General features: G+C 70.6%; 17 protein-coding genes and 1 pseudogene. 10 read left to right on the forward strand and 8 right to left on the reverse strand.

Annotated features, from left to right (window positions below; all coding sequences use genetic code 11):
• The first annotated feature begins 15 nt into the window (after window positions 1-15).
• The 4 genes from ABCR83_RS12840 (at window position 16) to ABCR83_RS12855 (ending at window position 4,476) form a co-directional block, all read left to right on the forward strand.
• Entirely contained in the window at window positions 16-927 is a 912-nt protein-coding gene (locus ABCR83_RS12840; protein WP_462695065.1) for a 2-hydroxy-3-oxopropionate reductase, read from the forward strand.
• Window positions 924-2,657, forward strand: a complete 1,734-nt coding sequence (gcl, locus tag ABCR83_RS12845; RefSeq protein WP_462695066.1) for a glyoxylate carboligase — start codon at window positions 924-926, stop codon at window positions 2,655-2,657. The genes ABCR83_RS12840 and gcl overlap by 4 nt, the downstream gene beginning before the upstream one ends.
• A 190-nt stretch (window positions 2,658-2,847) precedes the next feature.
• Window positions 2,848-3,537 carry a hypothetical protein gene (locus ABCR83_RS12850; RefSeq protein WP_462695067.1) on the forward strand — a complete coding sequence of 230 codons (690 nt, stop codon included), beginning with the start codon at window positions 2,848-2,850 and terminating at the stop codon, window positions 3,535-3,537.
• Window positions 3,538-3,555: 18 nt separating this feature from the next.
• Entirely contained in the window at window positions 3,556-4,476 is a 921-nt protein-coding gene (locus ABCR83_RS12855; protein WP_462695068.1) for a phosphotransferase family protein, read from the forward strand.
• Between the two features lie 549 nt (window positions 4,477-5,025).
• On the opposite strand, the pseudogene ABCR83_RS12860 reads toward ABCR83_RS12855, so the two are convergent.
• Window positions 5,026-5,895: pseudogene (locus tag ABCR83_RS12860) on the reverse strand (LysR family transcriptional regulator); the annotation flags it as partial.
• Between the two features lie 89 nt (window positions 5,896-5,984).
• On the opposite strand from ABCR83_RS12860, the gene ABCR83_RS12865 reads away from it, so the two are divergent.
• Window positions 5,985-6,977 carry an NADP-dependent oxidoreductase gene (locus ABCR83_RS12865; RefSeq protein ID WP_462695069.1) on the forward strand — a complete coding sequence of 331 codons (993 nt, stop codon included), beginning with the start codon at window positions 5,985-5,987 and terminating at the stop codon, window positions 6,975-6,977.
• Window positions 6,978-7,464: 487 nt separating this feature from the next.
• On the opposite strand, the gene ABCR83_RS12870 is transcribed toward ABCR83_RS12865, so the two are convergent.
• The gene (locus ABCR83_RS12870) at window positions 7,465-9,099 is read right to left on the reverse strand and encodes an AMP-binding protein (RefSeq protein ID WP_462695070.1); all 1,635 of its coding nucleotides are present in this window, start codon (window positions 9,097-9,099) and stop codon (window positions 7,465-7,467) included.
• Window positions 9,096-10,796, reverse strand: coding sequence for an AMP-binding protein (locus ABCR83_RS12875; protein ID WP_462695083.1), 1,701 nt, complete (start codon window positions 10,794-10,796; stop codon window positions 9,096-9,098). Before ABCR83_RS12875 ends, ABCR83_RS12870 begins: the two co-directional genes overlap by 4 nt.
• A gap of 386 nt (window positions 10,797-11,182) precedes the next feature.
• Between ABCR83_RS12875 and ABCR83_RS12880 the strand changes: the two genes are divergently transcribed.
• Window positions 11,183-11,593 carry an SAV_915 family protein gene (locus tag ABCR83_RS12880; RefSeq protein ID WP_462695071.1) on the forward strand — a complete coding sequence of 137 codons (411 nt, stop codon included), beginning with the start codon at window positions 11,183-11,185 and terminating at the stop codon, window positions 11,591-11,593.
• A 57-nt stretch (window positions 11,594-11,650) separates the two neighbouring features.
• Window positions 11,651-12,997 carry a diaminopimelate decarboxylase gene (gene lysA / locus ABCR83_RS12885; protein WP_462695072.1) on the forward strand — a complete coding sequence of 449 codons (1,347 nt, stop codon included), beginning with the start codon at window positions 11,651-11,653 and terminating at the stop codon, window positions 12,995-12,997.
• Window positions 12,998-13,023: 26 nt separating this feature from the next.
• Here lysA and ABCR83_RS12890 read toward each other — a convergent pair whose 3' ends face one another.
• A complete protein-coding gene (locus ABCR83_RS12890) occupies window positions 13,024-14,271 on the reverse strand; it encodes an alpha/beta fold hydrolase (RefSeq protein ID WP_462695073.1) in 1,248 nt (415 codons plus the stop codon).
• An 84-nt stretch (window positions 14,272-14,355) separates the two neighbouring features.
• Here ABCR83_RS12890 and ABCR83_RS12895 point away from each other — a divergent pair, with 84 nt between their 5' ends.
• The 3 genes from ABCR83_RS12895 to ABCR83_RS12905 all read left to right on the forward strand — a co-directional run bounded on the left by ABCR83_RS12895 (window position 14,356) and on the right by ABCR83_RS12905 (window position 16,772).
• Window positions 14,356-14,850 (forward strand): MarR family winged helix-turn-helix transcriptional regulator, encoded by a 495-nt coding sequence (locus ABCR83_RS12895; protein WP_462695074.1) that lies wholly within the window; start codon window positions 14,356-14,358, stop codon window positions 14,848-14,850.
• Window positions 14,851-15,105: 255 nt separating this feature from the next.
• On the forward strand, window positions 15,106-15,942 hold the full coding sequence (locus ABCR83_RS12900) for a methyltransferase domain-containing protein (protein WP_462695075.1): 837 nt from the start codon (window positions 15,106-15,108) through the stop codon (window positions 15,940-15,942).
• A gap of 59 nt (window positions 15,943-16,001) precedes the next feature.
• The gene (locus ABCR83_RS12905; RefSeq protein ID WP_462695076.1) at window positions 16,002-16,772 is read left to right on the forward strand and encodes an SDR family NAD(P)-dependent oxidoreductase; all 771 of its coding nucleotides are present in this window, start codon (window positions 16,002-16,004) and stop codon (window positions 16,770-16,772) included.
• Window positions 16,773-16,859: 87 nt separating this feature from the next.
• On the opposite strand, the gene ABCR83_RS12910 is transcribed toward ABCR83_RS12905, so the two are convergent.
• From ABCR83_RS12910 to ABCR83_RS12925, 4 genes are all read right to left on the reverse strand, one after another.
• Window positions 16,860-17,723: a geranyl diphosphate 2-C-methyltransferase gene (locus ABCR83_RS12910; RefSeq protein WP_462695077.1), complete on the reverse strand. Its 864-nt coding sequence runs from the start codon at window positions 17,721-17,723 to the stop codon at window positions 16,860-16,862.
• 54 nt (window positions 17,724-17,777) lie between these two features.
• On the reverse strand, window positions 17,778-18,938 hold the full coding sequence (locus ABCR83_RS12915; protein ID WP_462695078.1) for a family 2 encapsulin nanocompartment cargo protein terpene cyclase: 1,161 nt from the start codon (window positions 18,936-18,938) through the stop codon (window positions 17,778-17,780).
• A gap of 79 nt (window positions 18,939-19,017) precedes the next feature.
• Window positions 19,018-20,430 carry a family 2B encapsulin nanocompartment shell protein gene (locus ABCR83_RS12920; RefSeq protein ID WP_462695079.1) on the reverse strand — a complete coding sequence of 471 codons (1,413 nt, stop codon included), beginning with the start codon at window positions 20,428-20,430 and terminating at the stop codon, window positions 19,018-19,020.
• Window positions 20,431-20,757: 327 nt separating this feature from the next.
• Window positions 20,758-21,546, reverse strand: coding sequence for an MgtC/SapB family protein (locus ABCR83_RS12925; protein ID WP_462695080.1), 789 nt, complete (start codon window positions 21,544-21,546; stop codon window positions 20,758-20,760).
• Window positions 21,547-22,262: the final 716 nt, after the last annotated feature.

The raw sequence follows: 22,262 nt of genomic DNA on the forward strand, positions 1-22,262 counted from the left end.
GACCAGAGGAGACCGATGGAGAAGAACCGACTCCCCCGCATCGCCTGGATAGGCCTCGGCATCATGGGCTCCCCGATGTCCGAGAACCTGCTCAAGGCCGGCTATCGCGTCACCGGCCACACCCTGGAGCGGCACAAGCTGGACCGCCTGGCGGCCCATGGCGGCACCCCCGCCGCCTCCGTGGCCGAGGCCGTCCGGGATGCGGATGTGATCGTCACCATGGTCCCGGCCGACCCCCAGGTCGAGGCCGTCGCCTACGGGGACACCGGCATCCTGGCCAACGCCGGGCCCGGGGCGCTGCTCATCGACATGTCCTCGGTCAGCCCGCGGACCTCCGTCCGGCTCGCCCGGGAGGCCGCCGGCAAGGGACTTCGCGTCCTGGACGCGCCCGTCTCCGGCGGCGAGGCGGGGGCCGTGGAGGGCGTGCTGTCCATCATGGCCGGCGGCGAGCAGGCCGACTTCGACGAGGCCAGGCCGCTGTTCGAGGCGCTGGGCAGCACGGTGGTGCGGTGCGGCCCGCATGGCTCCGGGCAGACCGTCAAGGCCGCCAACCAGCTGATCGTCGCGATCAACATCCAGGCCTGTGCCGAGGCCGTCGTCTTCCTGGAGAAGTCGGGCGTGGAACTCGCCGCCGCCCTCGAGGTGTTGAACGGCGGCCTGGCCGCCTCCGCCGTGCTCACCCGCAAGATGCCCAACTTCCTCACCCAGGACCACACTCCGGGCTTCCGGATCGACCTCCACCACAAGGACCTGGGCATCGTCACCCAGGCCGCCCGGGAGGTCGGCGCCGCCCTCCCCGTCGGCGGTGTGGTGGCGGGACTGGTCGCCGCGGTGCGCGCCCAGGGCGATGGCGGACTCGACCACTCCGCGCTGCTGCGCGGCGTGCAGCGGCTGTCCGGACCCGTGCCGGAGGGGGACCGCGGATGACTTCGGCCAGGATCCCCGCCATGCAGGCGGCCGTGCACATCCTCAAGGACGAGGGCGTGGACATCGCCTTCGGCTGCCCCGGCGCCGCGGTCCTCCCGCTCTACCGGGCGATGAAGACCCTCGGCGGCATCGATCACCTCATCGTCCGCCATGAGGAGGGCGCGGCCCATATGGCCGACGGCTGGGCCCGGACCAACGGCCGGGTCGGCGTAGCCATCGCCACGTCGGGGCCGGGCGCCACCAACCTGGTCACCGGCCTGTACACGGCCTATGCCGACTCCGTCCCCATGGTCTGCATCACCGGCCAGGCGGTCTCCGGCAAGCTGCACCAAGAGGCCTTCCAGGCGGTCGACATCGTCGGGATAGCGCGTCCGGTCACCAAATGGGCCGTACAGATCAAGGAGGCCGCACAGCTCCCCTGGGTCTTTCGCCAGGCGTTCCGGGTCGCCCGCGAGGGCCGCCCGGGTCCGGTGCTGATCGACATCCCCGTCGACCTCGCCAGCCGCGAGATCGTCTACGACCCCGCTCTGGACGCGCCGCTGCCGGTGGCCGTCGCCGAACCGCACCCCCCGCGTGTGGTGGCCGCCCTGGAGCTGTTGCTGGCCGCCCGACGTCCGCTGATCCTGGCCGGCGGCGGGGTGATCCTCGCCGACGCCGCCGCCGAACTACGGGCCCTGGTCGAGGAGTTGGAGGTACCGTTCCAGGTCACCCTGATGGGCAAGGGCGTCATCGAGGACGACCACGAGCTCCATATGGGCACCACCGGCATCCAGACCTCACAGCGCCATGCCAACGCCTCTTTTCTCGAGGCCGACTTCGTGCTCGCCGTCGGCGCCCGCTTCGGCGACCGGCACACCGGCGCGAACCTCGCCGTCTACCGGGGCGAGCGGACCTTTGTCCAGGTCGACATCGAACCCACCCAGCTGGGCCGGGTCATCGAGCCGGAGCTGGGCATCGTCTCCGACGCCAAGCCCTTCCTGGCCGCCCTGCTCGCCACCGCCCGGTCCCATGGCGCCCGCACCGACATCGGTCCCTGGCTGGCCCGCTGCAGTGAGCTCAAGCGCACCCTCACCCGCCGCGAGGACTTCGACACGGTCCCGGTCAAGGCCCCCCGGGTCTACCGGGAGATCAACGAGATCTTCGCCGAGGACACCCACTTCGTCACCGCCATCGGCCTCTACCAGATCTGGGGCGGCCAGCATCAGAAGGCACACCTTCCCCGGCACTACCAGGTCTGCGGCCAGGCCGGGCCGCTCGGCTGGGAGATACCGGCGGCGATCGGGGTCCGCAAGGCCCTGGAGGGCATGGGCCGTACGGACGCCGAAGTGGTCGGCATCGTCGGGGACTACGGCTTCCAGTACCTCGTCGAAGAGCTGGCGGTCGCCGCACAGTATGAGGTGCCCTTCGTACTGATCATGCTCAACAACGAGTATCTGGGCCTCATTCGCCAGGCCGAGCTCGGCTACGACATGAACTATCAGGTCGACATCCACTACGACGAGACCGGCACCGACAACGTCAAGATCATGGAGGCATATGGCTGTTCGGGCCGCCGCGTGATCAACCCGTCCGACATCCGGCCGGCCATCGAATGGGCCCGCAAGGAGGCGATCACCACCTCCCGCCCGGTGCTGGTCGAGATCATGATCGAGCGGGAGGCCAACACCCCGCACGGCCCGGACATCGACGCGGTCCGCGAGTTCGAGCCCACCCCACCGGACACCCCCTGAGGCCCCGGGCGGCGGTGCCGACAACTTCCTGTCGCGCCCGGGCACCGCCGCCCGGTTCAGGCGCCCGGTTCAGGAACTGGCGACCCGGCCCCGCCCCGGAACCGCGCCTTCGGCGAATCGCGCCCCACGATCTTCCGCATCGTGGACGATGGGTGCCCCAACCCCTCCGCACTCGTCCGCTGGAGCGACGATGGCCAAGAGCGTGCCGGTGCACTGCCCGATGTGCCGCCGCGAGCACTCCTTCACCCCGCCCACCTTCCCCTGCGCCTGCGGGGAGCCCCTCACCCTGCCCGTCCGGCCCGATGCCGGACCGGGCGCGCTGGCCTCCCGCACCTGGCGCGACTCCTGGGTGACGGTGCGCTGCCAGTCCTGCGGTACCCAAGGTCAGTGGCCCAGACCGGAATTCGGCTGTGCGTGCGGAGCCGTGGTCCGGCTCCGCATAGCGCCCGAACCCTCGCCGGACGCCACCCCGCCCGCCAGGCGGCGCCCCGCCTTCCGCCCGGTCGCCATCCGCACCGACCGCGATGCGCTGATGGCCGTCGAGCGCTATCTGCGCTGGCTCGGTTTCGCCCAGGTGCGCCGCCCCGGCAACTGCCTCACCCCTGACGGCCCCGAGGTCATCGACCTGCGCGCCACCGGCCTGGTGGTCCGGGTCGACCCGACCACCCTGCCCACCACGGTCCGGGACATCGAGTGCCTCTGGCTGTATGCCCTCACCGAGGAGGCCACCGGCCTCTGCTTCTCCCTCGCGGGCTACTCCCGTGACGCCCGCTCCCGCGCCGACGAGCTGCGCCTCCCGCTGTACCTGCTGGATCTCTCCGGCACCCCGCGGCCGGTCAACGACCTCGCGGAACAATTGATTTACCGGGGCGGTGACTGATCACCTACGCTTCTGGCCATGACCGACAGCCTTCCGGAACCGGCAGCGATACGCGCCATCGCCGCACGGCACGGCGTCCGCCCCGGGCAGGTGACAGCCGTGCCCGGCGGGGTGGCCAACCATGCCTTCACGCTCGGCGACCGGCTCTTCCTCCGGATCCCCCGGGACCGCTTCGTTCCCCAGCTGCGCAAGGAGGCCGCGGTGATCCCGGCGGCCCGCGCGGCAGGGGTGCGCACACCGGGGATCGTCGAGTTCGACGACAGCCGCACGCTGATCGATTCGCCGTACATGGTGCTGGAACGGGTCCAGGGCACCGACCTCGCACTGCACACTCCGGCCCCCGGGCAGCGGGCGGCCATGCTGCGCGAACTCGGGCGGGAACTCGCCCGGTTGCACCGGATCACCGAGGCCACCGCCGACCCGCGTATCACCCTTGAGCACGACGACGGCGGCGACCCCCGCCCCATGGTCGAACGACTGGCCGGGAAGGGCTATGTCGATCCGGGCACGGCCGACTGGCTGACCGGGTGGTTCGAGCGGCTGGAACGCAGGTCCCCCGCGCGGCCGCACGGTCTGCTGCACGGTGACATCGGGCCGCGGAACCTGCTGCTGGACCCTGCCTCGGGGGCGTTCCGCGCGATCGTGGACTGGGGGGACGCCTGCTGGGCCGAGCCCGCGATGGAGTTCGCCAAACTCGAACTGTCCGATGTGATACCGACGTTGCAGGGATACCGGGAGGAGTGCGGCCCCACCGGTGACGACGGGGCACTCGAGGCCCGGGTGCTCTGGTACCACCTGGGGTGGGGCCTGTCGGCGGCCGCCCGCCGGCACCCGCGGCCCGGCGAGCGCGACTGGTCCGCTCCCCCGCTGAGCCGCCTGCTGGGCGTGCTGCGCTTCCTGGCGGACTCCCCGCCGGCGCCCTGGCCCGATCTCGGCTGACTACAGCGCCGCGACCTTGCTCCGGATCGCGTACTTGTGACCCTTGTTGTCGAGGTAGAAGACGGTGACCTTCGCCTTGTCGCCCTTGGCGAAGTGGCCGGTCCTGGGACGCAGGTTCACGGTGAGGGTGTGGTCCTTGAAGTCACAGGTGAGCTTGGCACCCTTGACGGCCCCGGCGGCGCGGACCGCGTTGCGGTGGCCCTCACGGGCGACCGCGTTCGCCATCAGCCGGTGGTGGATGCCACGGTCACAGGAGTAAGTGACCTTGACCGCTATGCCCGGCTTGTGGAGCGACACCTTGTTGATGTTCAGCACATTGGCCTTCGCGGCCGCGGACGGCGCGGTGGCCAGCACACCCGCGCCCAGGACGAGGGTGGCGGCCGCGGTGCCGGCCAGGCGGGTGCCAAGACGAGCTGCCTTCATCGAATCTCCCTTTTGGACAGATGTTCGTTCCGGGCCACGGATACTAGACGATCCTTCCGGACAACTCGACTGAACCTTCAACCGGTTGCCGCCGGGACCCGCCGGGGTCCGCGCCCCACAGGTCTCCCGCAGTTCACGGATCAGCTCACGCACCGCCGCGCTGCGGGCCATCTCCGGCGTGGTGACATAGCCCACGCTGCGGGTGGGGCGACGGGGGCCGAGGTCGGTGACGGCGACCGTGGCGGGGGCCGCGGCAAGGGCGAGGGCGGGCATGATGGCCATGCCCATGCCCTGGGCGACCATGGAGAGGACCACGCTGTCGTCCTCGGCATTGACCGTGGCCGGCGGGATCCAGTCCTGCTCGGCCCACCAGTCACGGGTGTAGGAGCCACAGTTCTCCGCCCAGTCGACGAGCGGAAGGGTGCGCGGAGCCGGATGGCCGGAGAGGTGGACGAGCGAGTACGGCTCGGTGAGCAGGTGGGCCGAGAGCAGGCCCGGCGGCAGCGCGCCGGTACCGTCCAGCGTGGCGATGGCCAGGTCGGCACGGCCGTCGGCGACCTCCCCGGCCGCACCGCGGTCCACCTCGCGCACGATCCGCACCTCGGGCGCGAGCCGCGGATGCCGGGCGGTGAGCCGGGCGAGGGCGCCGGGGAGCAGCTGGGCGGCGGCGCTGCGGAAGGCGGCTATCCGCAGCGGGCCGGACAGTTCGCCCGAGTCCGCGCCCCGGGTCTCGGCGGCCATGGTCTCCAGCAGCCGCAGGATGCGGCGGGCCTGGGCGGTGGCCCGGGATCCGGCGGGGGTGGCCCGGGCCCCATGACGGCCCCGGTCGAAGAGGACCGCGCCGAGCTTGCGCTCACAGGTCCGTACGGCATGGGAGACCGCGGGCTGGGTCAGGCCGAGCCGGGCCGCGGCGGCGGTGAAGCCGCCCGCTTCCCCGACGGCGACGAGGACGCGCAGCTCCGGGACGGTGAGATCGTTGTCGGGCACCCGGCGAATCTATGTGCATCAACCCGGTTTATGGAAGGCCTTCATCCATCGACCGCAGAGGCTGGGAGCAGGGCCGGTGCGCCGCCTACGGTTCCCTCATGACCAGCACCCTTCGCTCCGTGCACCAGATCTCCCGCCCCCAGGGCATGCCCACCGCCGACGACTTCGCCTTTGTCGAGGAGCCGCTGCCGGCCGTGGTGGCCGGCACCGCCCTGGTGGAGAACGTCCTGCTGTCCGTGGACCCGTATATGCGGGAGGCGATGGACGGCCCATGGGAGCTGAACTCTCCGCTGGAGGGCCGGTCGATCGGGCGGGTGGTGGAGTCCCGTGCCCCGGGGCTGGCCGTCGGAGACTTGGTCTTCCACCGGGCCGGGTGGCGTACCCACGCCCTGGTGAGCACCGGGTCCGGCGCCCGGGTACTGCCCCGGCACGAGGGGGTACCGGTGAGCGCATACCTCGGTGTCCTCGGCGGCACCGGGCTGAGCGCCTATGTCGGGCTGACCCGGGTGGCCCGGCTGCAGCCCGGGGAGTCGGTGTTCATCTCGGCGGCGGCCGGCGGGGTGGGCAGTTCGGCCGGGCAGCTGGCCCGGCTGCTGGGCGCGGGCCGGGTGATCGGCAGCGCGGGCTCGGCGGCCAAGGTGGCGCATCTCGTGGACGACCTGGGGTTTGACGCCGCCTTCGACTATCACGACGGGCCGGTCGGCGAGCAGTTGGCGAGGGCGGCCCCGGATGGCATCGACGTCTATCTGGACAATGTGGGCGGCGACCATCTGGAGGGCGCGATCGGTTCGCTGCGCCCCCACGGCCGGATCGCCTGGTGCGGGGCGGTGGCCCAGTACAACAGCGAGCAGCCGCCGCCCGCGCCGCGCAATCTGTACGACATCGTCGAGAAGTCCATCCGCCTGGAGGGCTTCCTGGTGAGCAACCATTCCGACGCCCAGGGCGAGTTGGAGGGCTTCCTGGTGCCGCACATCCAGGCGGGGCGGGTGGTGCTGGACCAGACGGTGGTGGAGGGCTTCGACCGGATGGTGGAGGCGTTCCTTGGGATGCTGCGGGGCCGGAATACGGGCAAGATGCTAGTTCAGGTCTGAAAGTGCCGGGAAATACACGAGAGTTGATCAGAACGTCACATCAAGTACATCTGACGTCACGTGCAGTGTAGTGTTCTTCACGGCGCTTCTGGCGCCCCCTCCCAGAGGAGACCACGCACGTCGGGCTCTCCGCCCAGGGAGTCCGAACCGGGCTTCCTCCGGCGCCGTCACCGTGATTTGGCGGCATCCGTATGGGAGGGGGCGCCCGTGGGGTGCCATCGAAAGAAGACATTTCTCGAACAGATCGCTGCTGTGATCCTTGAGTTCGGGAGATGGCTGATCGGACGGTGACCGGCAGTCCTCACACCAGCTGAGGACTCCCGATCAACCAACCGTCCATCTTTCGACAGGCCCTCGTCTGGGATATCACGGTCCACAGGCGGGGGCCACTCTTTGTTGTGCCTTGCCTGGCGGGAAATACCCAACCGGACTGCCAGGGTGGCGCCCGAGCAAGGCGCCACCGCCTACCATAGCCGGAACGAACCCCCTACCGCGACAGCGTCATCTCCTCCACCAGCGCCGCCCCTTGCTCCCTCAGCTCGACCTTGCGCACCTTCCCGCTCACCGTCATCGGGAAGGATTCCACGATCCGCAGATAGCGCGGCACCTTGTAGTGCGCCAGCCGCCCTCGGCAGTAGCGGGCCAGCTCGTCGCGGCTCAGCACATCGGCCGAGTTCCGGAGGATCACACAGGCCATGATCTCTTCGCCGTACCGGTCGTCCGGGACTCCGACGACCTGGACGTCGGCGATCTTGGGGTGGGAGTGCAGGAACTCCTCGATCTCCCGGGGATAGACGTTCTCCCCGCCCCTGATGATCATGTCCTTGATGCGGCCGACGATGCGCACATAGCCGTCCTCGTCCATCACCGCCAGGTCGCCCGTGTGCATCCAGCGCTCGGCGTCGATCGCCTCGGCCGTGCGCTCCGGCTCGTTCCAGTAGCCGAGCATCACCGAATAGCCGCGGGTGCACAGTTCGCCCGGCTCGCCGCGCGTCGTGGTGGCCCCGGTCTCCGGGTCGATGATCTTGACCTCGAGGTGCGGCAGCACCCGGCCCACCGTGCCGGTGCGCCGGTCGAGGTCGTCATCGCGGCGGGTCTGGGTGGCGACGGGGGAGGTCTCGGTCATGCCGTAGCAGATGGCGACCTCCTCCATGTGCAGCTCGGCGACCACCCGTTTCATCACCTCCGCCGGGCAGGGCGAGCCCGCCATGATGCCGGTGCGCAGCGTGGAGAGGTCATAGGTGGCGAAGTCGGGCAGGTTGAGCTCGGCGATGAACATGGTGGGGACGCCATAGAGCGAGGTGCACCGCTCGCGCTCGACGGCGTGCAGGCTGGCGGTGGGGTCGAAGGTGGGGGCGGGGATGACGGCGCAGGCGCCATGGGTGGTGATGGCGAGGTTGCCGAGGACCATGCCGAAGCAGTGGTAGAAGGGCACCGGGAGGGCGACCCGGTCCTCCTCGGTGTAGCCGAGCAACTCGCCCACATGGAAACCGTTGTTGAGGATGTTGCGGTGGGAGAGGGTGGCACCCTTGGCGAAGCCGGTGGTGCCCGAGGTGTACTGGATGTTGACCGGGTCGTCGCAGTGCAGCCTGGCCTCGCGCTCGGCGAGCCGCTCGCGCGCCACCCCGCCGCCGAGCCGGACCAGGCCCGTCCAGGTCGGGTCGCCGATGTAGACCACATCGCGCAGCGCGGGGCAGGACGAACGGACCTGCTCGACCATGCGCCGGTAGTCGCTGGTCTTGTACTCGACGCAGGAGACCAGCACCGAGACCTCGGCCTGGCGCAGCACATGGGCCAGCTCATGGACGCGATAGGCCGGGTTGACATTGACCATGACGGCGCCGATGCGGGCGGTGGCGTACTGCACCATGACCCACTCCGGGCAGTTGACGGCCCAGATGCCGACCCGGTCGCCCTTGGCCACTCCCTTGGCGAGCAGTCCCAGGGCGACCTCTTCCACGGCCCGGGCGAACTCCGCGTACGTCCACCGGCGCCCGCCCTGGACATCGACGAGCGCCTCGCGTTCACCGAAGTGCCCGGCGATCCGGGCCAGATTGGCGCCGATGGTTTCGTCGAGCAGGGGGGCATCGGTGGGGCCTGCCACGTACGAGGGTGTGCTCACCGGTGGTCTTCCTCTCTGTACTCGGTGCCGCCGCCCTGGGCGGTGTGCTCGCGCAGTTCAACGCGGCGGATCTTGCCGGACACGGTCTTGGGCAGCTCGGCGAACTCCAGCCGGCGGACGCGTTTGTAGGGGGCGAGTGTGGCGCGGGAGTGGGCGAAGATCTCCTTGGCCGTCCGCGGGCCCGCCTCCCAGCCCGCGGCGAGGACCACATACGCCTTGGGCACGGCGAGCCGCAGCGGATCGGGAGCGGGCACGACGGCGGCCTCGGCGACCGCCTCGTGCTCCAGGAGCGCGCTCTCCAGCTCAAAGGGCGAGATCTTGTAGTCGCTGGACTTGAAGACGTCGTCGGCCCGCCCGATGTAGGTGAGATAGCCGTCGGCGTCGCGCGAGGCGATGTCGCCGGTGCGGTAGTAGCCGTCGGCCATCACCTCGGCCGTGCGCTCGGGATCGCCCGCATAGCCGGTCATCAGGCCCACCGGGCGGGTGGCGAGGTCGAGGCAGATCTCGCCCTCGTCGCCGGCCCCCTCCTTGACGGGCTGCCCGGTCACCGGGTCGACGAGGACGACCGCGAAGCCGGGGCTGGGGCGGCCCATGGAGCCGGTCTTGAGCGGCTGGCCGGGCGAGTTGGCGATCTGCACGGAGGTCTCCGTCTGCCCGAAGCCATCGCGGATGGTGACGCCCCAGGCCCGCCGGACGGTCTCGATGACCTCGGGGTTGAGGGGTTCACCCGCCGCCACGACCTCGCGCGGCGGAGTGCGCAGCGCGCTCAGATCGGCCTGGATGAGCATCCGCCACACGGTGGGCGGGGCACAGAAGCTGGTGACCTCGCAGCGGTCCATCTCGGCCATCAGACGGGCCGCATCAAAACGGGTGTAATTGTGCACAAAGACGGTGGCTTCGGCGTTCCAGGGGGCGAAGAGATTGGACCAGGCGTGCTTGGCCCAGCCCGGCGAGGAGATATTGAGGTGCACATCGCCGGGCCGCAGCCCGATCCAGTACATGGTCGTCAACTGGCCGATGGGATACGAGACATGGGTGTGCTCCACCAGCTTGGGGCGGGCGGTGGTGCCGGAGGTGAAATACAGCAGCAGGGGGTCGTCGGCACGGGTGGGGCCATCGGGGATGAAGACCTCGTCCGCGGCGGCGCTGTCCGCGTAGTCGAGCCACTCCCCCGGCGCTCCGCCGCCGACGGCGATCCGGGTGTAGCCGCCCGGCACCTCCGCGAACTTGCCGGTGTCCGCCGCCCGTACGACCACCTGCCGGGCCCGGCCGCGCTCGATGCGGTCGACGAGGTCGGCGGGGCCGAGCAGCGGGGTGGCCGGGATCACCACGGCGCGCAGCTTCATCGCGGCGAGCATGGTCTCCCACAGCTCGGTCTGGTTGCCGAGCATCACCACCAGGCGGTCGCCGGCCCGCACCCCCTGGGCACGGAGCCAGTTGGCGACCCGGTCGGAGCGCCGGCGCAGGGCGTCGAAGGACAACCTGGACTCGCGGCCGTCCTCCTCGACGATCCACAGGGCGGTCCGCTCATTGCCCTCGGCGATGCGGTCGAACCAGTCCAGCGCCCAGTTGAACTCCGCCGGGCGGGGCCACTCGAAACCCGCGCAGGCAGCCCGGTAATCCTCCCGGTGCGCCAGCAGAAAATCCCTCGCCGCCCGGAACCCCTGCACCGCGTCGGCCGCCCCGGCCGGATCCATTGCCGTCACATCTCCTCCAGAATGCCGGGCGAGTCGCCGACCCTCCCCGGCCCTCCGCCGGGGGAACCCCAGTGAGCATCGTGCGACGGTGATCCAGGACCCGCCAGCCCCGGGCACGCTTGTCCGCGCCTCGCGAACAAGGGATTGCGGGACCCTGTTTCGATTCTCCTCTTCCGAATTCTTTAACCATGCGGCGCGTCGCGGTAGTGGGATCCGGCGCACGGCAGGGGCGCACACCCGGCGCACAGGTGCATCAATGAGTCGTCAACGAGCCGTCAAGGGTGTCCGACCGGGGGTCAACAGGCTGTCAAGGAAACGGTCGTCCACTACGGAACCGGGCATAGCGTGAGCGAGGCACGCTCCCTCCCACCCTTTCGAGGACCGTCATGCACGTAAGCCGTACCCCCGCCGAGGCCGCCGCCGTGGCAGCCGTCAACCACCTCCAGGCCGACGGCGGTGAGTCCTCCGAAGAACCGTCCCATCCGACCCGGCAGCCGGGCTCCGCCCCCGGGACGCTCTACGTCCCGGTACGCCCCTGCCCCAGCGGCTTCGCCCTGCGGGTCTTCCGCACCCCCCTCGGCGAGCGCACCGCCGTCGCCTTCACCACCGGGCAGCACCTCGCCGACTGCCTGGGCCTGGACCAGCCCGTCATCCGCCTCTCCCTCCCGGCCGTACGGTCCCTTGCCACGCCCCTGGGCGTCACCCTGGTCCATGTCGACCCCCAACTGACCGCGCCCCCGGTGCAGCCCTCCCCCGACACCTCGGCCACCGCCCTGCTGCCGACGCTTCCCGGCTGACTCCTCGCGCCCCGGTCCCACTCGTCAAGGCCCCACTCCCCGCGAAGGAGCACCCCCATGCCCTTTCCGCTCGCCCCCATCACCCTGCCGCCCCTGCCGGGCGAACCCCCGCCCGCCCCGGTCTGGCCCGCCTCCACCCAGACCCTGCCCTCCGGCGACCTGGCGGTCGGCGGCGTCGCACTCGCCGAACTCGCCGACCGCTTCGGCACCCCCTGCTACCTCGTGGACGAGGACGAGGTCCGGACCCGGGCACGCGCCTGGCGCACCGCACTGCCCCAGGCCGACATCGCCTACGCGGGCAAGGCCTTCCTCTCCCGGGCGATGATCCGCTGGATCGACGAGGAGGGTCTGAACCTCGACGTCTGCTCGGTCGGCGAACTCGACCTCGCCACCCATGTCGGCTTCCCGGCCGAGCGCATCGTCCTGCACGGCAACGCCAAGAGCCCCGCCGACCTGCGCACCGCACTGCGGCTCGGCGTCGGCCGCATCGTCATCGACAGCACCGGCGAAATCGCCCGGCTCGCCGCCCTGGTACCGGCGGGCGCCCGGCAGCGCGTCCTGGTCCGCGTCGTACCGGGCGTCGAGGCCGGAGCCCACACGGCGGTGCGCACCGGAGTCGAGGGCCAGAAGTTCGGACTCCCCATCGCGGGCGGCGAGGCCGAGGAGGCCGTCGCACGCATCCTCGGCCAGCCCCGGCTCGAACTCGTCGGCCTGCACTGCCACCTGGGCTCCCAGATCGCCACCCTCGACCCCTACCTCACCGCCGTCCAGCGCCTGGTGACCCTGCTGGCCCGGCTGCGCGACCTGCACGGCGTCACCTTCCCCGAACTCGACCTGGGCGGGGGCTTCGCCATCGCCCACCGCGACGGCGACCCGGCCGTCGACCCCCGCGCCTACGCCGAGCGCGTCCCCGCCGAACTCGCCCTGCGCTGCGCCCAGGCCGACCTGCCGGTCCCCCGGCTGGCCGTGGAGCCCGGCCGCTGGATAGCCGGTCCGTCCGGCGTGGCCCTCTACCGGATCCTCTCCGTCAAGCACACCGGCGCCTGCACCTTCGTCGCCGTCGACGGCGGCATGAGCGACAACCCGCGCCCCGCCCTCTACGGCGCCCGCTACACCGTCCGTCTGGTGGGCCGCGCCTCCGGCGCCACGCCCCGCCCCATGACGGTGGTGGGACGGCACTGCGAGGCGGGCGACATCCTCGCCGAGGACGTCCCGCTGCCGGCTGACATCCGCCCCGGCGACCTGCTCGCCGTGCCGGCCTCCGGCGCCTACCAGGTGTCCATGGCCTCCTCCTACAACCTCGTCGGACGCCCACCGGTCGCCGCGGTCGGCGGGGGCCGCGCCCGGCTGCTGATCCGCCGCGAGACGGCGGCCGACCTGCGCAGCCGCGACGTGGGGGATTGAACCCCGCGCAGCCATCACCTGTCCGGTCAGCCAGGGAGGTCCGCGGCGAGGAACCGGGCCAGCAGGCCGGTAACCTGTTCCGGGGCCTCGAGGGGAGCGTGGTGGGCGACCCCGGGCAGGATTTCCAGCCGGGCATCGGGCAGCAACTCGGCCATCTCCACGGACAGTTCGGCGGGCATGGCCTGGTCCGTCTCACCGGCCAGGACCAGGGCGGGGGCCTGGATGGCGGGCAGCAGCCGGCGGATGTCGGGGCGGTGCAGGATCGCGGCATCCATGGCGAGCTGCATGGCCGCCGGGTCGTGGCCGGTCATCACGCGCAGCTCGGCCTGGGCCGCGGCGGGGTCGGCGGCCCGCCAGCGTGGATCGGTGGCGGCCTCCTGCAGGGTGCGCATCAGTGCATGCCGTTCAGCGGCGGAACCGGTGCCGAGGAGGGCGCGGCGCTCCCGCCACAGCGGCAGCCGTTCCCGGAATTCGGGGCGCGCGGAGGTGCCCAGCAGGGCGAGGCGCCGTACCAGGCCGGGGTGGCGGGCGGCGAGCCGCATGGCCACCATCCCGCCCTGGGACTGGCCGACGACCGCCACCGGACCCCAGCCCTTCTCCCGGATCAGCAGGGCGAGGTCTTCGGCGATGTCATCCAGCGTCCAGCCACCGTCGGGCCAGGTGCCGGCTCCATGGCCGGGCATGTCCAGGGTGATGCAGCGGTGGGTCCGGCTCAGCACCCGGGTCTGGGCGTGGAACATCGAGCGGTCGCCGAACATGCCGTGCAGAAACACCGTGGTGGGGCCGTTGCCGCTGTCGTCATAGCCATAGACGGTGTCATTGACGCGCACCAGCCGGGCGTGCGGCGACTCCGGCTCGGCGGTGTCGTCGGCGTCGTCGATGCCGGTCCGGAACGCGGTCGCCAGGGCGAGGGAGTCCTCGAAGATCTGGTACCGGGCGATCTTCCCTTCGCGGAGGGTGAACCGGATCGCGTAGTCGCCCTCGACGGTCCGCCCGGTGGGGCGCACCACGAAGTGGAAGCGGCCGCACACCAGGGCCTCGTCGCCGAGCTCGGTCGTGGTCAGGATCGTTCCGCCACGCGGTTCGAACGCGGCGGGGAAGCCGGCCATCCACTGCCGGATCCGCTCCCGCCCCTGCCGCAGGCCGACCGTCGGGACGTGCGGGGCGCCGTCGACGTGCCAGACCGCGTCCTCGGTCAGCAGGTCCAAGGCGGCCTCGATGTCCCCTCGGCCGAAGGCGTCCAGATAGGCCAGGGCGATTTTTGCTGCGTTCATGGAGAGACCATCCCGAATAGCTTGAGCAGGTACCTAGATGTCTATCAAGTACCTTGATAGTCGTCAAGGCTCTATAGTTGCCTCGTGGATCCTGACTTCGCACCCGGACAACGGCTGCTGACCGCCATCAAGAACGCCGAACACGCCACCCAGTCGGCCAAGGAGGCCGCGGTGCGGGCGGCGGGCATGACGATGACGCAGTACAACGTGATGGTCCTGCTCGCCGAGACGCCCGGCATCACCAGTGCCGAACTGGCCCGCCGTTGCTTCGTCAGCCCCCAGGCGATGAACGAGAGCGTCGCCAGGCTGGAGAAGGCGGGCTGGATCGAGCGCACCCGCCACCCCACGCACCGGCATGTGCGCGAAACCCGGATCACGCCCGCCGGCCGGCGGCTCCTGGACCAGGCGGACGAGCGGGTGCTGCGGCTGGAGCGCCGCATCCGCGAGCGCCTCCCGCAGGACCAGCAACAACAGCTCAGGGCGCTGCTGGCGGCCGTCGAAGAGCTCGCCAGGGAGCCCGATTCCCCGGCGGGCGGGAATTGGCGGGCGGAGGGCCAAGCCCAGTCCACCGGTGGATAGTTGGCCTGTGCGCACCGTGCTCGGCACATGCCTGAGAACAGGCGCGCCGGGCGCGATGAACGCAAAGGCCCTATGGGAAGCCGGACTTGTCGTCACCCTCTGCAAAGGAACAACCGTCCGGCGCTGGTTGCACACCGCCCGGCATGGGCTTTCTCATGGCCTCCAGTTCGAAGAAAGGGCGTGTTTAGCTGGTCCGGGTGGTTAAGGGACCCGGTCTTCGTGCGAGACGCCCGGCAGACCCTACGATCACCGGCCATGGCACAACACCCCCTGCCGCGTCCCTGGTCGGACGTCGATGCCAGCGACGACCCCCACCACCTCGTGGCCACCCTGCAACGGCGGGCCGACTCTCCCTTCCACACGGCCTACAAGCAACGCCTGCGCACCCTGCTGCGGGCCCGGAGCGGACAGCAATTCCTCGACATCGGCGCCGGGACGGGCGAGACGGTGCTCGCGCTGTCGGCCGAGACGGGGGCGCGGACGGTGGCCGCGGACCTGTCGCTGACCATGGCCCGGGCGATGCGGGCGAGCGGCGTCCGCCGGCCGGTGGTCTCCGATGCCCATCATCTGCCCTTCCGGGACGGCGGTTTCGACGGAGCCTGGGCCGATCTGGTCCTGCAGCATGTGGCGGACCCCGGCCGGGTCATCGACGAGATGCTGCGGGTCGTGCGGCCCGGCGGGCGGATCGTGCTGGCCGCGCCCGACTACGGCACCCAGGTGCTGGACATCGGGGCCCAGCGCCTGGCCGGCCGCGTCCTCGGCCTGCGCGTCAACCGGGATGTGCGCGGCGGGGCGCTCGCGCACCAGCAGCCCGGCATGCTCGCCGAGCGGGGCCTGGAGGACATCCAGGTGGAGACCCATGCACTCATCGTCCGCGACCCGGGGGCCGTCGATCACGTCCTGGGCATCCGCGACTGGGCGGACACCGCGGCGGCCCAGGGCCACATCTCCCCCGTCGAGGCCGCCCACTTCACCGCCTGCTTCGACCACGCCGCCACCACCGGTCGCTTCACCTATGCCATGACCTTCTTCCTCACCTCGGCCACCCTGCCCGGCGGACCCGCCGGACACTCCGCCCCAGGGTGTTGGTGACACACACAGGACCAGCCGACACTGTCTCCGGCGAATGCCCCGGCCGAAGAATCGTCCGCATGGAACGAATGACAGGCAAAACGATTCTGATCACCGGCGGCACCAGCGGCATCGGGTTCGCCACCGCCCGCAGACTGCTCGACGAAGGCGCGCATGTCGTCATCACCGGGCGCGACCGCGGACGCCTGGACGCCACCGTGGCCCGGCTCGGCGCGGAACCGGAGCGGGTGCTGGCCGTCCGGGCCGACGCGGCCGCCCCGGCCGATCTCGACGAGCTGACGCGGAGCGTCAAGGACTGGCGGGGCGGCCTGGACGCGGTGTTCGCCAATGCGGGGATCGCGGTGTTCAAGCCGGGCGAGGAGATCACCGAGGCCGACTTCGACCGCACCGTGGACATCAACTTCAAGGGGGTCTTCTTCACCGTCCAGAAGGCGCTGCCGCTGTTCCCGCGGAGCGGCGGGGCCGTCGTCGTCAACGCCTCCTGGACGCTGTACCGCGGCCTGGCCGGCGCGTCCCTCTACGCGGCCGGCAAGGCCGCCGTGCACAATCTGGCGCACACCCTGGGTGCCGAACTCGCCCCCCGGGGCATCCGGGTCAACTCGGTCAGCCCCGGCTACATCGACACGGAGATGTACCGGGAGGCGTACCCCGATCCCGCGGCCGAGGCCGTCATCTCGGAGGGCATCCCCCTCGGTTCGCTCGGGCGGCCCGAGGACGTGGCCGCGGCGGTGGCGTTCCTGATGTCGGCGGACGCCGCCTACATCACCGCCCAGGACCTGGTCATCGACGGCGGCCTGCTGGGCTCCGTACCCGTGGCCGCCCAAGGCTGAGGCGGCCGCACGGGGGCGGGGGCTGTTTCCTCACGATCCGCTGAGCGGATCGTGAGGAAACAGCCCCCGCCGGCCATTCCGGTCCGCTCAGACCCGGTCGGCGGCGATCAGCAGATAGTGGAAGCTGCCCTCCTTGTATGCGGTGAGGAACGGCTCCTCGATGCCGGTGGCCAGCGCGGACTCGGCCCGCAACTCCCAGTAGGGGATGGTCTGGGCGGTCAGGTCGACCACATTGATCGGAACGAGGTCGTTGGCCGCGAGCGCCTTGAAGTACTTACTCCTGGGGTGGATGTTGCAGGTGTAGTGCTCATCGATGCGGCTGACGGCCTTGGAGCGGCCGCCGGTGACATCGTTGTAGCAGCCGGTGATGCAGACATACCGGCCGCCGTACTCCAGCAGCCGGGAGAACTCGCCGAAGGCCTCGTACAAGTCCACATACATGGTGGTCTCATTGGTCCAGATGGCCCGGCGGGAACCGGTGTCGAAGCCGGTGTCGAGCATATTGCGGAAGTGGAAGCGCACCTGGTCGGCCAGGCCCCGTTCCCGGGCCTGGTCATTGGCGAAGCCGACCTGGTACTCGGAGATGGACACTCCGTCCACCTCGCAGCCAAAGCGCTGGTGGGCCATGAAGCTGGTACCGCCCCGGCCGGACCCGGCGTCCAGCAGCCCGTCCCCGGCGGAGACGGTGCCCAGGTGGTCCAGGAGGACCTCGGACTGCGCCGTCTCCAGCCGGTGCAGTTCCTCGGTGATGCGCCGGTCGCGGGTCTCCCCGGGGCCTTCCAGCACGGAGGGATCGTAGTCACCGATCCCATAGTGGTGGTGGTAGAGGCCGTCGACCTCACCGAGGCGCAGATTGACCGGGTCGTCCTGGTGGGAGTTCCAGTACTCCGCGACCGACTCCTGGAACGGGGTGCGCAGGATCTTCGCGGCGGGGGAAACGGAGGTGGCCATGTGCCGTAACTCCTTGCTTCGAGGGGTGAGTCAGGGTGGGTACATCGGGGTGGGTCAGGTGCTGCTTGCGCCGTTGTAGCGGGCGCTCTTGCTGTGCCATTCGCGGTTGCCACCGAGCCAGGCCCAGGCACCGGCCAGGAAGCGGCCCAGCGCCGGGGAGCCGGTGACGGCGAGGACGGCGGCCTCCGCCTCGAAGGTATGGACCAGTTCGTCATGGAGCAGCACGCTGCGCCGGACGGCCTCCTGCAGGGAGCACTTCTCCTCGGCGGCGATCACCGTCGGCAGGTTGAACTCCAGGCCCGGGCCGGCGCTTTCGCGGGCCATCGAGTACAGGTCGTTGACCAGCGTGGCGGCGCTGCAGGCCATGCTGAAGGCACGGCGCACCCGGGGGTCGTAGTACTCGGCCGCGGACACCTCATAGCCGCCGATGGCGTCGATGAGCGCCAGCATCGGCAGAAAGCTGTTGCACTGCCGGTTGACCAGGTACTCCCAGACCGGTGGTCGGCGGCCGGTGGTGCGCCAGCCCGCCTCGGCGTTGAAGCCGGCGAACAGTCCGGAGATCTCATGGCAGAACCGGCCGGTCTGGGCGGGGGTGGCATAGCGGTCGAGGTGCTCGAGAGCCGAGCGCAGGGCGGTCAGGACCGGATCCGCGCGCAGGGCCCGCTCGAGTTCCGGTGCGTAGCGGAGCGGAAGATGGGCCGGATCCACCGCCGCATTGGCGACGCACAGCCGGGGGCCGAGCAGCCTTGGGTCGGCTCCGGCGGATTCGTCATCGCAGTAGTGGTCGTCGGCGGCCCATTCGGCCAGCCCGCACTTGGCGGCGGCCAGCAGCCGGTCGGGGTCGTCGGTGTCGGGGTGGGTGAGCATCAGCAGACGCCCGAAGCCGGCCGCCCGCAGATCGTCCAACCGCCCCTGGTAGATGCCCACTTCATCGGCCCAGGCGACCAGCCGCTCATTGACCTCCTTGCCCAGGGCGGGGTCGTCGCGCAGCGCGGGTGGACAGTACAGCTCGGGAACGGACGCGCCCGCGGCGGGAGGCGCCGCGGCCGGTTGTGGCGCGGCCGGTTGTGGCGCGATCCGGGCGGCGGCGGTGCCCAGCCCGGTCGGGCCGATGGGCAGGCCGCCCGGTGCCCGCCGGGGCAGTGACCTCGGGGCGGCGCGCCTCTGCTGCGCGAGGATGCCGGCCACCAGGCGCGCCAGTTCGCTTGTGGCCACGCCAGCGTCTGTGCGGGACAGCAGTGACACCGGTTCTCCTTCGTTCTCGGCTGCCCGCCGGGGCGGGCGGGGTCACCGGTCAGTCGCGAGAGAGGGAGATCTCGACGTTCTCGAGGATGCCGAGGGCATCGGGGACGAGGACGGCGGCCGAGTAGTAGGTGCTGACGAGATAGGAGATGACGGCCTTCTCGTTGATGCCCATGAACCGCACATTGAGGCCCGGTTCGAATTCGTCGGGGAGCCCGGTCTGGTGCAGCCCGATCACGCCCTGGTCGTCCTCGCCGGTGCGCATGGCGAGGATGGAGGAGATGTGTCCGCCGCCATTGATGGGGATCTTGCCGCACGGGAAGATCGGCACTCCGCGCCAGGCGGGCACCTGATGGCCGTTGATCTCGACTCCGTCGGGGTAGATCCCGCGCTTGCTGCACTCCCGGCCGAAGGCGGCGATGGCCTTGGGGTGGGCGAGCAGGAAGCGGGTGCTGCGCCGCATGCTCAGCAGCTCGTCGAGGTCGTCGGGGGTGGGCGGCCCGGAGTGGGTCGAGATGCGCTGGTCGTAGTCGGCGTTGTGCAGCAGGCCGAATTCACGGTTGTTGACCAGCTCGTGCTCCTGGCGCTCGCGCAGCGCCTCGATGGTCAGCCGCAGCTGTTGCTGGACCTGGTTCATCGGGTCGTTGTAGAGGTCGGCCACCCTGCTGTGCACCCGCAGCACCGTCTGGGCGACGCTCAACTCGAATTCGCGCGGGCTGAGTTCGTAGTTGACGAACGTACCGGGCAGCTCCGGCTCGCCCACATGTCCGGAGGCGAGTTCGACATCGGCCTCGCCCTTTTTGTTCACCGACTGCTGGGAGGTGGCGAGATAGTTCTGGATGTGGTCGCGCAATGCCGGGGAGCGGTCGAGGAGTTCCTGGAAGGCGGCCCAGGGCAGGGCGAGCACGGTCCCGGCGGTATTGGCCTTGACGGTGTGCTGCCAGACCGGTTCGGCCTGCCGGAGGGCCTCATCGCCGAGGTGGTCGCCGTCGGCCACCACGCCGAGCACGGCCGGCTCGCCGTATTTCCCGGTGCCGATCCGGCTGAGTTTGCCGTGCGCGATCAGGTATACCTCCCCGATCGGCTGTCCGGCCTCGATGAGCACATCGCCCTGTTCGAAGTCCCGTTGGGTGAAGCGCGAGGCCAGTTCCGTCAGCAGCGCCTCGTCCTGGAACCCGCGCAGCGGCGGGACCTCGGTGAGCGAGGGCGGCACGATGCGGACGTCCGCGCCGGTCTTGACGAAGCTCACCCTGCCGCGTCCGACGGCGTAGGCGAGGCGCCGGTTGACCCGGTAGGTACCGGCGTTCACCTGGGTCCAGGGCAGCATGCGGATCAGCCAGCGCGAGCTGATGCCCTGCATCTGGGGTTCGGATTTGGTGGTGGTCGCCAGATTGCGGGCTGCCGCGGTACTCAGACTGAGCTGAGTCTGATTTTCCGTCTGTTCCTGTTCCGCTGCGGTCGACATGGGGTTTCCCTTCCGGCCTTCCGGTGGGTGCGACGGACTGCGGAAGTCGCCGGTGGCCGGTCGCCGCGCCGCCCGGACGTCTTCGCGATCGGTATGAAAACCCAATTAGGCAAGCCTGAACAACAGCGCACTGCCGGACGGCGCACCACCGAACAGGACAACTGCGCGCCCTCGCCCTGGAGTTACCGCAGTGACCTGGGGATTCCCGATGAGCCCGGGAACTCCTCATCGAATACGGACTCCGGATCCGGCATTCGTAGATCCATTCGGCGAGTGGTGCAGCACCGGAATTCCGAATGGGCATTCCCGCACTCCGGAAGTCCGTTCCTACCGGCCGCCGAAGAGATTCCGTACCCGGCGCCGGGCCCGGTCCGCCGCCCGGTAGTCCTCCTCCGCCTCCTCGTCCGGAGCGTGCAGCACCGTCCAGCTGACCGCCGAGACGGCGGGCTCCAGTGACAGCCTGCTGACGGCCTCCTCCAAAAGGCTGTCGTCGCGCTTCTCGGTGGTCAGGTCGGCCGACACCATCACCTTGCCGGCCGTCTCCACGTCCTGGCTGTGCACGGACCGCAGCCGGAAGCCGGGCCGGGTGACGGCCTGGACCACAAGGGTGCGGACATGAGCCTCCTCGGGCTCCGAGCAGACCACTTCGAAGTGGTAGTCGGTCGTCACCTCGGACCCGCCCCGGGTCTCCCGGTCCAGCCGCCGGGCCAGCGGCCGCAGCAGCGTGTTGGCGCCGACGACCCCGGCCGTGCCGAGCACCGCCACCACATAGAGCCCGGTCCCGGCCAGGGCGCCGACGGCCGCCGAACACCACAGCGTGGCCGCGGTGTTGAGGCCGCGCACGCTCAGCCCGTCCCGCATGATGACACCCGCGCCGAGGAAGCCGATGCCGGAGACGATCTGGGCGGCGACCCGGGAGCCGTCATAGCCCGTGGTGCTGGTCGCGCCGGTGAAGCCATAGGTCGAGAGCAGAACGAAGAGGGCGGACCCGGCGGCCACCAGTGCGTTCGTACGGAGTCCCGCCATCCTGGCCCGCCACTGGCGCTCCAGGCCGATGATCGCGCCCAGGCCCAGACCGGCCCCGATATTGGCTGCCATGTGCCATTCGTTGACCATGGTCAACCCTCCTCTGTTCAGCATTGCTCGATATTGCTCGGACCCATGATCTCTATCGACCGCTCACAGCCAGCTGTTGAACCTGCGGATGTACTGGCTCTTAACAAACCGGGTCCGCGGGCAGTACGCCGACAGCATGCCTACCGGCCGGGGAAAGCAGCCGGGCCATGGCGCGGCGAACGATGCGGATGCGGAAGTGCCGGGGCCGCGGCAGCGCGGCGAGCGGCATGAAAAACGGGCCCAAGGGGTCCGGAGAGGTAAGGGAAATGCACGCGACAGCACCCGGGATTCCGGGCCTGGGTGTCAGCTCGGCGAACGATCAGCGAAGAACGGTCAGCGGATCGTGAGTGATGCGGGCACGCTGGAGCGAGGACTTCCCTCGGGACTCCGACTGGTCATCCCGATCACCTCCTCGCTCGTATGGACAGCGCGGGTGCGCGGCCACGGGCCGGAGCGCGGGCCTGGAGGGCGCACCTTCGCCGCCCAGCTTGCCACAGGTCCGTATCAGGTCAAGCCGGTGCGCAAAGCGAGGGCAAAGCGACGTGGGGCGGGACCCGCCGCGTGCCCGTGCCGCCCCCCGGCGGCCGGGGGTGAGCCGCCGAGCCGGGTGCCCCCCCCCGGGTCCAGATGCCGCGACCCCGCGCGGGGCGAGGCCGAAGGGGCCGGGGCGGCCGCCCCTGGCGAGGGCCGCCGTCCCCAACACCCCATCAGCAACC

It is taken from the genome of Streptomyces xingningensis, assembly GCF_054957865.1.